The sequence below is a fragment of the Crenalkalicoccus roseus genome, from assembly GCF_004761865.1.
Taxonomy (GTDB): domain Bacteria; phylum Pseudomonadota; class Alphaproteobacteria; order Acetobacterales; family Acetobacteraceae; genus Crenalkalicoccus; species Crenalkalicoccus roseus.
In genome coordinates, this window is record NZ_SJDM01000001.1 from 217,706 (window position 1) to 230,307 (window position 12,602).

Genomic DNA, 12,602 nt, shown 5'->3' on the forward strand with positions numbered 1-12,602 from the left:
GCAAGCGGGGCGCCGCTCCCTCAGGCCGTCAGCCGGCGCATCAGCCCCTCCGGGATCGCCCCGGCGGGGCAGAGGCCGCTCTCGTAGCCCAGCGCGTGCAGCGCCGTGAAGGCGGCGAACCAGTCGCCATGGGCGCTGCGCCGGGCGAATTCCTCGACCTGCGCCTCCTGCTCGGCGCGGCGGCGGATGCTCTCCACCGAGATCCGCTCCGGGTTGCGGGCCACGTTCAGGTCGCCGCGCACCTTCCGCCTGTCCACGTGCCGCTCGAATTCGAGCTGCTGCGGCTCGACCTCGAAGCCGATGGCGGCGGCGAGCCGCCTCAGCATCGCGCCGGGATCCTCGGCCAAGCGCTCGTAGCAGACCAGCAAGCCGCCGGCGCGGTCGAGCAGCGCCAGCATGTCGCGCACCGCCTTGCGGCTCTTGGCGCACCAGAGGTCGAATTGCTGCGCGTCCAGCGCCACGTTGTCGCCCCACCACTCGTTGCGGCGGTCTATCTCCGACAGGAAGGTATGCGCGGGGCGGCGGCACAGCATCAGCACCTGGCGGTCGAGCGGCAGCGCCATGCTGTCGTAGAGGCGCGCCATGTGGTCGATGTAGCGCGTATCCGCCGCCGTCTCCTTGACGAACAGGAACCGCCCCGGGTCGCGGCGGAGGCCGAGCCGGTCGAGCAGCGTCTCGAGCGCCGCGTCCTCGGGGCCGGCCAGCGCCCTGGCGTTCCAGGGCTCGAACACCGCATCGAAGCGGCTGTGCACGTCGAACAGCGCGGTCAGCAGGGTGGTGCCCGAGCGCGGCAGCGCCACCAGCAGGCACACCTTCCCCGGCAGCGGGTGGTCCTCCGCCGCGCCGAGCAGGTGCCGCGCCCCGCCTTCGGGCCGTTCCCCGGCGGCGACGAGGATGAAGACGCCCGGCAGCCCGCTCGCCGCGATGCCGTGGCGGGAGGAGGCGACCAGCACCATGGCGGCCCGCGACCAGCCCGCCTCGCGCAGCGCGTCGAGGATCTCCCACCCTGCCGCCTGGCCGGGCTGCGCCCCCTGCCGCCCCGGATGGAAGCGGGGGCTCGCCACCAGGACCCCGCCGGGCCGCACCACGCGCCGCATCTCGCGCCAGGCGGCGTTCCGGTCCTCCACGAAGTCCAGCGCGTCGGCGACGACGAGCGCGTCCGCCGCCCCGTCCGGCAGGGCGATGGCCTGCAGCCCCCCACCCTGCCTCGCCACCGGCCCGGGCGCCGGAAAGATCTCGGCCAGCACTCGCGCCGTGCGCAGGCCGCCCTCGGGCGCATGGACCACGGGGGCGGCCTCCCCGCCGCGCCCATGCAGGGCGACGCCGAGGGTGAGCAACAGCGCCCGCTTGCGCGCGTTCATCTCGGCCGCGCTCAGCGATTCGCCGAGATTCTCGAGGTTGGTGGAAATCTCGGCCGGGCGGCGGCGGATCCCGGTGAGGGGCTCGACCAGGCCGCTGCCGCCCACCTCGGCCGCGATGGCGGCGCCGAGGCCGGCCATGGCGGGGCGGTGCTGCCCGATCCACGCGTCCCAGGCGGCCCTGCTGCCGAACGGGATCATCATCTCGGGCAAGATTCGCCTCCGCGCAGGATTCGCTCGCCGGGCTTCCCGCCGGGGCCGCCCAAACAACCGGTAGAACACGAGCGGAGACGAAGCAAGGTTTGGTTGGAATTCCTCCTCCAACCCGCGCGGAACCTGTCGGAAGGTCAGCAGGCCCGCGCCGTCCGGCCGGCGCCGGGATGCAGCCAGTGCCGTTCTGTCCGCCGGTAGGGGGCGTGGCAGCCGATCGCCACGGCGCGGAACAGCCGCGCCGCCGGCAGGACCACCCGGCCGCGCAGCCACGCCTCCGGGGCGCCCTCCCAGGCGGCGAGGGTCCGGGCGAAGGCGCGGCTCAGCAGGCCGGGCCCGGTGGCGAGCCAGAGACTGTCCTGGTCGCCCCGGTTCACCGCCTCCACCGCCAACGCCAGGGCGAGGCGGATCACCGGCTCGTCCGGCACCGCGCCGAGCAGGTTGTTGCCGAGGGAGGCCAGGGGCTCCTGATAGGCGAGGAACCGCGCCCCCGCGAGCGGCAGGGTCTCGAGCGGCGCCAGGCAGCGGTCGTCCGCATCCGCCCAGACGCCGCCCTCCCGCGCCAGCCAGGCCAGCCGAAGGATGTCGGCGCGCATCGCCGGATGCCGCGCGCGGAGATAGGCACGGAGCACGGCGGGCGGGTGGTGGGCGGCGAGGTAGGCCTGCGCCGCGGCGTGGTCGAACACCTGCACCACGTGGCCGGGATTGGCCTCGGGCCAGCTCCGCATCAGCGCCGCCACCTCCGCGGGCGGCTCCGGCTCGTCCCAGTACTGGCCGATGCGGCGCGGGATGGGGGAGGGGCCGTCGGCCGGGGCGGGAGGGTCGAGGAGCCCCGCCTCGCGCAGCGACAGGAGGAGGCACAGCGCGGCGGCGGTGGACTCCGGGTGCTCCCGCACGATGTCGCAGTGCCGGGCGATGCGCGCGGCCGGGGGCAGGTCGCGCAGCGTGCGCAGCCGCGCCACCGCCGGCTCGTCGAGCAGCGCATCCTCCAGCACCTGGCCGGCCAGGGTCTCCATCGCCCGGGCAAGGCCGCCGCGGGCGGCGGGCTGGCGCCGCGCCGCCGAGGCGCGGAGGTGGTGGCGCGCCGCCGCCAGGTCGAGCCGCAGCAGGCCGATCCGCACCAGCCCGTCATGCGCCGCCGCCAGGGCGGGGGCGTGGCGCAGCGCCGCCTCGTGATGCACGCGCGCCGCCTCCAGCCGCCAGGCCCGCTCGGCGGCGCGGCCGCGGCACTCCTCGATCCGGGCGCGCTGCTCGGCCGAGGCGGCCGGCGCCGCCTCCAGGCAGGCGGCGACCTCCTCCGGCTCCCCCAGGCGCAGCTCGATCTGGCACCGCTCCAGCCACAGCCCGAAATGCCAGGGCGCCGCCGCCGCCGCCCGGCGCGCCAGGGCCAGCGCCTCCGGCCAGCGGCCGGCGAGGTGCAGCAGCGCGACGCGGCGGGCGGCAAGGCCGGGCGAGGCGCCGAGCCGGCCCTCCGCCTCCTCCAGCAGCGCCATCGCCTCCGCGATCCGCCCGAGCGCCTGCAGCGCCTCGGCGGCGCCGAGATGCGCCTCCAGGCTGTCGGCCGCCGTGGCGATCACCTGGCGATACAGGGCCAGCGCCTTCTCCTGCTGGCCCGTCTCCAGGGCACTCTCGGCCAAGGCGAGCAGGGCGGGGCGGCACTCCGGGGCGAGCACCAGGGCGCGGTGGAGGAGGCGGTCCGCCTCCTCCGGCTTGCCCAGGCGGCGCCATTCGCGTGCCATCTCGACCAGGGGCCGGGGCAGGGCCGGATGGTGGCGCGCCGCGGCCTCGAAGGCGGCGAGCGCCGCCTGAGGCGCCCCGGCGCGGCGTTCGGTCTCGCCGAGGGCGAGCAGCGCCTGCAGATGGCCGGGCGCGGCGCGCAGCACCTCCCTCAGCAGCGCCCGGGCGCGGTCATGCTCCCCGAGCGCGCAGCATTCCGTGGCGAGCTCCACCCTGGCGAGGTGGTGCAGCGGCTGGCGCGCCAGCACGGCCTCGAACCAGCTCCGCGCGGCGAGCCGGTCGCCCCGCTCCCGGGCCAGCAGGCCGAGGCCGAGCAGGGCCGGCGCCAGGCCGGGATCGCGTTCGAGCGCGGCGCGGTAGGCAGCCTCGGCCGCTTCGGGCCGCCCAAGGCCGCGCAGGGCCGCGCCCGCCTCCAGCCTCGGCCACGGGCTGGCCGGATCGGCCTCGGCGGCGGCGGCGAAGCGGTCCAGCGCCGCCGCGAGATCCCCGCGGGCGGCGGCGCAGCGCCCGAGGCCGAGCAGCGCCGGGAGGAGCCGCGGCTGCTCCGCCAGCGCCGCCTGGTAGTCGCGCTCCGCCGCCGCGAATCGCCCCAGCTCGCGCAGCGCCCGGCCGCGCTCGACCAGCGCCGGCGGGTGGCGGGGGGCGAGGCGCAGCAGCGCGTCGAGCGAGGCCAGGGCGGCTCGCCGGTCTCCCTCCCCGAGGTGGCGGCGGGCCTCGGCGAGCAGCGAGGCGATGGCGGCCTGATCTGGGCTGTCCTGGGGCAGGGGGGCCGCTCCGTGCGGATGATCACCTTGTGGTTGTATATTGGAAGCAGATTTATTGCGTAAAGCGGAAGAGGCCTGCTCTGCGGCGTCAGCGCGGCAGGAAGCGCGCCAGCCGCACCGCGGTGTGGCCGGGCATGACGCGCAGGCAGGGCATCACCAGCAGGCAGTCGTCATGGGGCGTGCGGATCTCCGTCTCGCCGTCGAGGGCGATGAGGGTGCCGCGTCGCGGCACCACCTCGCCGCCACGGAAGGGGCGGAGGAAGGCGAAGGCGGAGGAGCGGGCGGTCACCGTCTGCGTCACGCGGGCGAGGCGCGGCCCGCCCGCGGCGTCCGGCGCCGCCGCCGGCCGCGCCAGCACCGGATCCTCGGGGTCGGCCACGCCGGTCAGGCGCAGCAGGCGGGCGGCGCAGGCCTCCATGGTGGCGACGGTGCCTTCCTCCCAATGCGCGCCCGCCTCCACCAGCACCGCGGTGCGCGTGCCGCCCCGCTCGATGAAGGGCGCGTAGTCTATCAGCCGCTTGCCGCAGGCATGGCCGTCATCCGCGACCACCAGGGGCGGGAGGCCAATGGCGAGGGCGAGCTGCCGCGCCCGTTCCGTGCGGCCGGCGAGGAACAGCGGATCGGAGGGCCAGAGCAGGGAGTGGAGGTCGAGCAGCACGTCCACCGTGTCGAACAGCGGGCGCAGCACGCGCGCGCGCCGCAGCTCGCAGGAGCGGCGGCCGCCCTCCAGCGTCTCGGTGTCCCAGAGCCGGTTCAGATCCTCCTCGACGAAGCGGCTGGCCGTCGGATCGGCGGGGTCGAAACGCCCGAAGGCGGCGATGTTGGCGAAGACCAGGGAAAGCCGCCCGCGCGCGGGCCGCAGTCCGGCACGCAGCCAGCGCTCCAGCACCAGGGCGCCGGCGATCTCGTTGCCATGCGTCAGCGCCACCACGGCGACATGCGGCCCCGGCGCCGCGGCGGCGAAGCTCCACACGCCCGGCAGCGCGTTGCCCTCGAGGAAGGGCCTGAGATCGGGCGGGCGGATGCGCACCTCGATCGGCGGCGCCTTGTCGAGGGCGACTCCGGCCGCGATCGCCGCAAGGCCGGGGCAGAGCGTGCCCGGGCCCGTCACGAGCGGCACCGCCCGTGGCCGGGATGCGCCGCCGCCAGGCCTCCTCGCGGGACAGACCACCCACCCGGCGCCGGCGTGCCGCGGCGGCGCCCGGAGACCTCCCCTGCCATCGCCATTCCTGTCTCCCCGATCCAGTCTATACCGCGAAGCGAGGGCGGCAATCGGGGGGAGCCATGACCATGCATCGCAGCACCGGCGGGGAGACGGCCACACAGGGGCCGCGCGTCGCGGTGCTCGGCCTGCATCTCGAGGCCAACGCCTTCGCGCCGCCGACCACGCGCGAGGATTTCGAGCGCCAGTGCCTGGCGCGGGGCGAGGAGATCACCACCCTCGCCCGCGGTGGCGCGAGCCACCTGCCGGGCGAGATTCCCGGCTTCTACCGCCGCATGGACGAGACCGGATCCTGGATGCCGGTGCCGGTCCTGATCGCCGCCGCGCCGCCGGGCGGGCCGATCGCGCAGGCGGTGCTCGCCGACCTGCTCGACGAGATGGCGCGCCGCCTCGCCGCCGCCCTGCCGCTCGACGGCGTCTACATAGCCAGTCATGGCGCGAGCAGCGCGACGGGCGACGAGGACAGCGACGGCACCCTCGCCGCCATGGTCCGCCGCATCGTCGGCCCCACGGTACCGGTGGTGGCGAGCCACGACCTTCACTGCAATGTGAGCGAGCGGCTGGTGGAGAGCGTGGACGCCTTTGCCGCCTATCGCACAAACCCGCATGTGGACATGGCCGCGCGCGCCGCGGAATGCGCCGACCTGCTGCGCGAGATGCTGGCGGGGGAGCGCATGGCGCGCGCCTTCCTGCGCCTGCCGCTCTGCCCGCCCACCGTCACCCTGCTGACGGCGGAAGGCCCCTATGCCGATCTGGTGCGGGAGGCGGAGGCGCTGATGGCGGCGGATCCGCGCATCGCCAACGCCTCCGTCACCGGTGGCTTCGTCTTCTCCGACCTGCCGAAATGCGGCCTCTGCGTCACCGTCACGGCGCGCGGCGGCGACCGTGCCGCGGCGCGGGCGGCGGCGCTTTGCCTGGCGCGCCTCGCCTGGGCCGGGCGGCACCGCCATGCCCGCCGCCTGCTCTCCATCGCCGAGGCGGTGGAGATCGCGCGCCGCGCCGCGCGGGGCGAGGAGGCGCCGGCGATCTTCTCCGACGCCGGCGACAATCCCGGCGGCGGCGGGCGCGGCAACACCGCCTGGCTGCTGGCGGCGCTGCACGAGGCGCGGGTGCCGGGCGTGGTGCTCGGCGTGTTCGTGGACCCGGCGCTGGCGGCGGAGGCGCATGCGCTGGGCGAGGGCGCGGCGTTCGAGGCGGTGTTCAACCGCGTCGAGAGCGAGTTCTCGAAGCGCCTCGCCGCGCCGGCGCGGGTGCTGGCCTTGCGCGACGGCAAGGGGGTGGGGCGGCGCGGCACCATGGCCGGGCGGCGCTTCGACCTCGGCCCCTCGGCGCTGCTGGAGCTGCGGGAGTCCGGCCTGCGCGTGGTGGTGGGCTCGCTCCGCCGGCAGTGCCACGAGCCGCGGATGCTGGAGATGCACGGGGTGGACATCGCCGCCGCGCGTGCGGTGGTGGTGAAGAGCCGCGGGCATTTCCGCGCCGGCTTCGACGAGTTCTTCCCCGAGGCGCGGATCTTCGAGGTGGACACGCCGGGCCTGACCAGCCCGGTACTGGCGAATTTCGCCTGGAAGCGGCTGCCCCGTCCGGTCTTCCCGCTGGATCCGGAGGCGGCGTGGCGGGAGCCCGGCTGGGCGGCGGGGCTGTAGCCCGCGGCGGGAAGGGGTGGTGCGGATCCCCGCGCCACCCCCCTGCCCCGGCCTACGGATAGCCCATCTCCCGCAGCCGGCGCAGCAATTCCTGCGCCAGCGCCTCGGGCGTGGTGCCGACGGTGCGCAGCGTGATCTCCGGCGCCTCCGGCGGCTCGTAGGGGCTGTCGAGGCCGGTGAAGTTCGGGATCGCGCCCGCCCTGGCCCTGGCGTAGAGGCCCTTGGGGTCGCGCCGCATGCACTCCTCGAGCGGGGTGTCCACGAACACCTCGACGAACTCGCCGGGCTCCATCAGGTCCCGCACCATCTGCCGCTCGGCGCGGAAGGGCGAGATGAAGGAGCAGAGCACGATCACCCCCGCATCCACGAACAGCCTCGCCACCTCGCCGATGCGGCGGATGTTCTCCACCCGGTCGGCGTCGGTGAAGCCGAGGTCGCGGTTCAGCCCGTGGCGCACGTTGTCCCCGTCGAGGATGTAGGTCAGGCGCCCGGCACGGTGCAGCTCCCGCTCCACCAGCTTCGCCACCGTGGACTTGCCCGAGCCGGAGAGGCCGGTGAACCACAGCACCACCGGCTTCTGCTGGTTCAGCGCCGCGCGCGCCGCCTTGTCCACCAGCGTGCTCTCGTGGTGGATGTTGGTGGCGCGGCGCAGCGGGAACGCCACCATGCCCGCCGCCGCGGTGCGGTTGGTGAAGCGGTCCACCAGGATGAAGGCCCCGGTGGCGCGGTTCTCCTCGTAGGCATCGACGGCGACCGGCCGAGCCGTGGAGAGGTTGCAGAAGGCGATACCGTTCAGCTCCACCTGCCGCGCCGGCTCGTGCTCCAGGGTGTTCACGTTCACCCCGTGCCGGATCGAGGTGACCGAGGCGGGCGTCCAGAGGTTGCCGATGCGCATCAGGTACTGCCGCCCGGGCAGCATCGGCTCCTCGTCCATCCACAGGATGTGCGCGGCGAACTGGTCGACGACCGCGGGCCGCTGCGAGGGTGGGCAGAGCACGTCGCCGCGCGCGATGTCGATCTCGTCCTCGAGGCAGAGCGTCACTGCCTCCCCCGCCGCCGCGGAGTCGGCCTCGCCCCCGGGGGCGAGGATGCGGGCGACGCGGCTCGCCTTGCCCGAGGCCGCCACCACCACCTGGTCGCCGCGCGCGATGCGGCCCGAGGCGACGGTGCCGGAGAAGCCGCGGAAGTCGAGGTTCGGCCGGTTCACCCACTGCACCGGGAAGCGGAAGGGCTTGTCCGCCGCCTCCTGCTCCACCTCCACCGTCTCCAGGTGGCCGACCAGCGTGGTGCCGCGGTACCAGGGCATGTTGCCCGAACGCGTCGTCACGTTGTCGCCGTAGCGGGCCGAGATCGGCACCGGCACGATGGAGTGGAAGCCGAGCGGGGCGGCGAAGGTGACGTAGTCGCCGACGATGCGGTCGAACGCGTCCTGCGAGAAGCCGACCAGGTCGATCTTGTTCACCGCCACCACGATGTGGCGGATGCCGAGCAGCGAGCAGATGTAGGTGTGCCGCTTGGTCTGCGTCAGCACGCCCTTGCGGGCGTCGATCAGGATGATGGCGAGGTCGGAGTTGGACGCCCCGGTCGCCATGTTGCGCGTGTACTGCTCGTGCCCCGGCGTGTCGGCGACGATGAAGCTGCGCCGCGGCGTGGCGAAGAAGCGGTAGGCGACGTCGATGGTGATGCCCTGCTGGCGCTCCGCCTCCAGCCCGTCCACCAGCAGGGCGAGGTCGATCTCCTCTCCCGTGGTGCCATGCCTGCGACTGTCCTTCTCGAGGCTTTTGAGCGTGTCCTCCATGATGAGCTGGCTGTCGTAGAGCAGCCGCCCGATCAGGGTGGACTTGCCGTCGTCCACCGAGCCGCAGGTGAGGAAGCGCAGCAGGCCGCGCGTCGCGGCCTCGGTGCCTGCCGCGTAGGCGTTGGTGTCCATCAGAAGTAGCCCTCGCGCTTCTTCTTCTCCATGGAGGCCTCCTCGTCGCTGTCGATGAGGCGGCCCTGGCGCTCGCTGGTGCGGGCGCCACGCATCTCGGCGATGATCGCCTCCAGCGTCTGGGCACGGCTCTCGATGGCGCCGGAGAGCGGGTAGCAGCCGAGGGTGCGGAAGCGCACCCATCGCATCTCCGGCTGCTCGCCGGGTTCGAGCGGCAGGCGGCCGTCGTCCACCATGATCCAGGTGCCGCTGCGGCGCACCACGGGGCGCGGCCTGGCGAAGTAGAGCGGCACCACCGGCAGGTCCTCGGCCAGGACGTAGTCCCAGACGTCGAACTCGGTCCAGTTGGAGAGCGGAAAGACGCGGATGCTCTCGCCCTGGCGGATCCGGGTGTTGAACAGGTTCCACAGCTCCGGGCGCTGGTTGCGCGGGTCCCAGGAATGGCCCTCGCCGCGGAAGCTGAACACCCGCTCCTTGGCGCGGGACTTCTCCTCGTCGCGCCGCGCGCCACCGAAGGCGGCGTCGAACTGGTACTTGTCGAGGGCCTGCTTCAGCGCCTCGGTCTTCATCACCTGGGTGTGCAGCGCCGAGCCGGAGGTGATGGGGTTGATGCCCCGCCGCAGCCCCTCCTCGTTGGTGTGCACGATCAGGTCGAGGCCATAGCGCCGCGCGACCTGGTCCCGGAACTCGATCATCTCCCGGAACTTCCAGGTCGTGTCCACGTGCAGCAGCGGGAAGGGCGGCTTGCCCGGGGCGAAGGCCTTGAGGGCGAGGTGCAGCATCACCCCCGAATCCTTGCCGATGGAGTAGAGCATCACCGGGTTGCGGAAGGAGGCCGCCACCTCCCGGATGATGGCGATCGACTCGGCTTCCAGCCGCCGCAGATGGGCCGACAGTCTGGGTTGCAGCAGGGTGGAGGACATGTCTTGCTCCGGAGGGGGGCAGAGGGCTTATCACCTCCAGGTAGTATTACCCCGCATTAGCCGCTACCATCCAGCGAGAATCAGGACATTCCACATATGCAAGAAACCGTTGCGGACCCGGCCCTCCGCAGTCTCGCCGGACTTGCGCTGGCCGCCGGCGCCGCCATCCTGCGGATCTACGCCGCCCCGGCGGAGGCCACGCGCAAGGCCGACGGCAGCCCGCTCACCGCCGCCGACCTCGCCGCGGAGGCGGTGATCGCCGAGGGCCTGGCGCGCCACTTCCCGGACCTGCCCGTGCTCTCCGAGGAGGCGGCGCCGGCCGCGGCGGGGCTCGGCGCGGCCGGCGAGGCCTTCCTGCTGGTGGACCCGCTGGACGGCACCAGGGAGTTCCTCGGCCGCAACGGGGAGTTCACGGTGAACATCGCCCTCATCCGCGAGGGGCGGCCGCGCCTCGGCGTGGTGCACGCCCCGGCGCTGGGCCGCCTCTGGCTCGGCAGGGCCGGCGCCGGCGCCGAGGTGGTGGAGGTCGCCCCCGGCGGCAGCCTCGCCGGGGCGCCGCGCCGCCCCATCCGGGTGCGGCCGCGCCCGGCCGCGGGGCTGGTCGCCGTCGCCAGCCGCTCGCACCTGGACGCGGAGACGGAGCGCTTCCTCGCCACCCTGCCGGTGACGGAGCGCCGCTCCATCGGCTCCTCGCTGAAATTCTGCCTGATCGCGGAAGGCGAGGCGGATGTCTATCCGCGCTTCGGCCCGACCATGGAGTGGGACACCGCGGCCGGCCAGGCGGTGCTGGAGGCCGCCGGCGGGCGGGTGACGACGCCGGAGGGCGCGCCGCTCGGCTACGGCAAGGCCGCGGCGGGCTACCGCAACGGGCCCTTCATCGCCTGGGGGGGCTGAGCGTCCGGCGGCAGCCGGCAGGCGGCGGCGAGCACCGCCTCGAACTCGGCGAGCAGCGCGATCCCGCCGCGCCGTGCCGCCACCCCCTCCGCCCCGCCGGCCAGTTCGCGCAGGAAGGCGCCGAGGCCGAGCTCGCCGGACAGGATGCGCTCCGAATAATGGTCCCAGCCGGCGCGGTCGGGGGGGCGGCGCAGCAGCCACAGATAGGCGTAGGCCACCGCCGCCCGTACGCCGTGGCGCTGCAGGAAGGCCGGCGGGAACACCCGGTCCCAGTCGGGTGGCCCGTCCTGCAGCCGCAGGATGCTGTCCGCGGAGAACCGCTTCGGGAAGGTGCCGTGGTCGCGGACCACCCCCGCCAGCGGGCGGGGCGGGCCGAGCCGCAGCCCCTCCGGCAGCACCGCCACCGCGGCGCTGCGCAGCGTGCCGTCGAAGGCGGCGGCGGGAAGCCCGATGCGGAAGCCGCAATCGGGGCGGATGCGGAAGGCGCGCAGCTCCGGGCGGGGCAGCCCCGCTTCCGCCTGCGCCACCGGCCGGCCGTCGAGGCGCAGCTCCACGAGGCAGCGCCGGTCGGGGGAGGCCATGTCGAGCACCCAGCCCACCGCCTCGTGGCCATGCTCCAGGGCCTCGAAGCGGCCGACCAGCGAGGGGCTGCCGGGGATGCGGGGCAGCCCGCGCGCCGCGGCCGGGGCTTCCGCCGCGCCGTCCATCACGCCCGCCCCCGCTCGAGCAGGAGCGTCTCCCTGAGGATGGTGGCCAGCATGCCCTGCCAGGTGAAGCCGGCCGCCCGGTCGAGGCAGCGCCGCCGCAACGCCGCCGCGTCCTCGGCCAGCGCCGCCTCCAGCCGGTAGATGGCGCCGAGCAGCTCCGCCGGGCTCTCGGGGCGGAAGGGGAAGCCCGCCTCGCCCGCCACCTCGGCCATGGAGGAGGAGGCGGAGTGGACCGGCGGCGTGCCGAGGCTGAGGGATTCCAGGATCGGCAGGCCGAAGCCCTCGAACAGGGAGGGGTAGATGGTGAAGCGCGCGAAGCGCAGCAGCGCGTATTTCCGGAACTCGTCCACGAAGCCGGCATGGGTGACGTTCTCCGGCACCGCGCCGAGGTGGCGCGCCGCGGTTCCGGCGAAGTCGAACAGCCAGCCTTCCCGCCCGGTGAAGATCCAGCGGTAGCGGCCGAGCAGGCCGCGATCCTCGGCCAGGGCGCGGAACACCACCTCCAGGTTCTTGCGCGGCTCCAGGGTGCCGAGGATGAGGACGAAGGGCTCGAAGTCGAGGCGGCCGTAGAGGGCCTCCGCCATGGCCGCGAACCGCTCCGGCCAGCGCACGCCGTTCGGCGCCACCGCCACGCGCCCCGCCGCCTCGGGGCAGAGGCGCCTCAGATACCCGGCGGTGGCGGCGGAGACGCAGATGGTCAGGTCGTTGCTGGCGATGTCGTCGAGCAGGCTCGCCCCGTGCCGCGCCCTGGTGGCGTCGAGGTGGAAATGCGGCGTGGCGATGGTGGAGAAGTCGTGCACCACCTGCAGCTCGACATCGAACAGCCGGTGGAAGGGCTTTTCCGCCGGGAACAGCCCGACCGGGCGCGGCGCCCGCCGCACCTCGGCCAGCAGCGGGCCCGCCGCCGTCTGGCCGAGCTGGTGGTGGTAGCCGAAGAAGCCGCCGCCGCTCTCCAGCAGGAAGCGGACATGCTCGGGGCGGATCAGATTCTCGCCGATGAAGAAGCGGCAGGGCAGCCCGGCCTCCAGCGCCGCCCGCGCCAGGTTGGCGGCGACGTTGGGGATGCCGGTGAATTGCGGCTCGCGCAGCGGGCCGATGTCGAGGAACAGCGTCCGCCCCTCGGCGAACAGCCGGGCGAGGGAGGGCAGGTCCTCCGGCAGGGGCGGCGCGGCGGCGCGGCGCGCCGTGGCCGTGCCCCTCGTCGCCACGCGGCT

Annotated in this window: 9 protein-coding genes and 1 pseudogene; 2 read left to right on the forward strand and 8 right to left on the reverse strand. The window is 74.6% G+C overall.

Going from position 1 to position 12,602, the window contains the following annotated elements; genetic code table 11:
* Window positions 1-20: 20 nt before the first annotated feature.
* The 4 genes and pseudogenes from ET526_RS01055 to ET526_RS01070 form a co-directional block, all read right to left on the reverse strand.
* The gene (locus ET526_RS01055; RefSeq protein WP_240048214.1) at window positions 21-1,562 is read right to left on the reverse strand and encodes a sulfotransferase family protein; all 1,542 of its coding nucleotides are present in this window, start codon (window positions 1,560-1,562) and stop codon (window positions 21-23) included.
* Window positions 1,563-1,705: 143 nt separating this feature from the next.
* Window positions 1,706-3,553 carry a tetratricopeptide repeat protein gene (locus ET526_RS01060; RefSeq protein WP_135465802.1) on the reverse strand — a complete coding sequence of 616 codons (1,848 nt, stop codon included), beginning with the start codon at window positions 3,551-3,553 and terminating at the stop codon, window positions 1,706-1,708.
* A gap of 42 nt (window positions 3,554-3,595) precedes the next feature.
* Window positions 3,596-4,108: pseudogene (locus ET526_RS22585) on the reverse strand (tetratricopeptide repeat protein); the annotation flags it as partial.
* Between the two features lie 49 nt (window positions 4,109-4,157).
* Window positions 4,158-5,189, reverse strand: a complete 1,032-nt coding sequence (locus tag ET526_RS01070; protein WP_338025307.1) for a M14 family metallopeptidase — start codon at window positions 5,187-5,189, stop codon at window positions 4,158-4,160.
* Between the two features lie 170 nt (window positions 5,190-5,359).
* Between ET526_RS01070 and ET526_RS01075 the strand changes: the two genes are divergently transcribed.
* Window positions 5,360-6,934, forward strand: a complete 1,575-nt coding sequence (locus tag ET526_RS01075) for a M81 family metallopeptidase (RefSeq protein ID WP_135465803.1) — start codon at window positions 5,360-5,362, stop codon at window positions 6,932-6,934.
* Between the two features lie 52 nt (window positions 6,935-6,986).
* Here ET526_RS01075 and cysN read toward each other — a convergent pair whose 3' ends face one another.
* Together cysN and cysD are read right to left on the reverse strand one after the other, a co-directional pair.
* Window positions 6,987-8,864 (reverse strand): sulfate adenylyltransferase subunit CysN, encoded by a 1,878-nt coding sequence (gene cysN, locus ET526_RS01080; RefSeq protein WP_135465804.1) that lies wholly within the window; start codon window positions 8,862-8,864, stop codon window positions 6,987-6,989.
* Window positions 8,864-9,787, reverse strand: a complete 924-nt coding sequence (gene cysD, locus ET526_RS01085; RefSeq protein WP_135465805.1) for a sulfate adenylyltransferase subunit CysD — start codon at window positions 9,785-9,787, stop codon at window positions 8,864-8,866. Before cysD ends, cysN begins: the two co-directional genes overlap by 1 nt.
* Before the next feature lie 96 nt (window positions 9,788-9,883).
* Here cysD and cysQ point away from each other — a divergent pair, with 96 nt between their 5' ends.
* On the forward strand, window positions 9,884-10,681 hold the full coding sequence (gene cysQ / locus ET526_RS01090; RefSeq protein WP_135465806.1) for a 3'(2'),5'-bisphosphate nucleotidase CysQ: 798 nt from the start codon (window positions 9,884-9,886) through the stop codon (window positions 10,679-10,681).
* Here cysQ and ET526_RS01095 read toward each other — a convergent pair.
* Window positions 10,645-11,388, reverse strand: coding sequence for a hypothetical protein (locus tag ET526_RS01095; protein WP_135465807.1), 744 nt, complete (start codon window positions 11,386-11,388; stop codon window positions 10,645-10,647). The genes cysQ and ET526_RS01095 overlap by 37 nt on opposite strands.
* The gene (locus ET526_RS01100; RefSeq protein WP_135465808.1) at window positions 11,388-12,596 is read right to left on the reverse strand and encodes a glycosyltransferase family 4 protein; all 1,209 of its coding nucleotides are present in this window, start codon (window positions 12,594-12,596) and stop codon (window positions 11,388-11,390) included. Before ET526_RS01100 ends, ET526_RS01095 begins: the two co-directional genes overlap by 1 nt.
* Window positions 12,597-12,602 lie beyond the last annotated feature (6 nt).

Bases quoted from the DNA above. Each gene is read 5' to 3' on its own strand.
- ET526_RS01055 (WP_240048214.1), bottom strand. From the start codon at position 1,562: ATGATGATCCCGTTCGGCAGCAGGGCCGCCTGGGACGCGTGGATCGGG.
- ET526_RS01075 (WP_135465803.1), top strand. From the start codon at position 5,360: ATGCATCGCAGCACCGGCGGGGAGACGGCCACACAGGGGCCGCGCGTC.
- cysN (WP_135465804.1), bottom strand. From the start codon at position 8,864: ATGGACACCAACGCCTACGCGGCAGGCACCGAGGCCGCGACGCGCGGC.
- cysD (WP_135465805.1), bottom strand. From the start codon at position 9,787: ATGTCCTCCACCCTGCTGCAACCCAGACTGTCGGCCCATCTGCGGCGG.
- cysQ (WP_135465806.1), top strand. From the start codon at position 9,884: ATGCAAGAAACCGTTGCGGACCCGGCCCTCCGCAGTCTCGCCGGACTT.
- ET526_RS01095 (WP_135465807.1), bottom strand. From the start codon at position 11,388: ATGGACGGCGCGGCGGAAGCCCCGGCCGCGGCGCGCGGGCTGCCCCGC.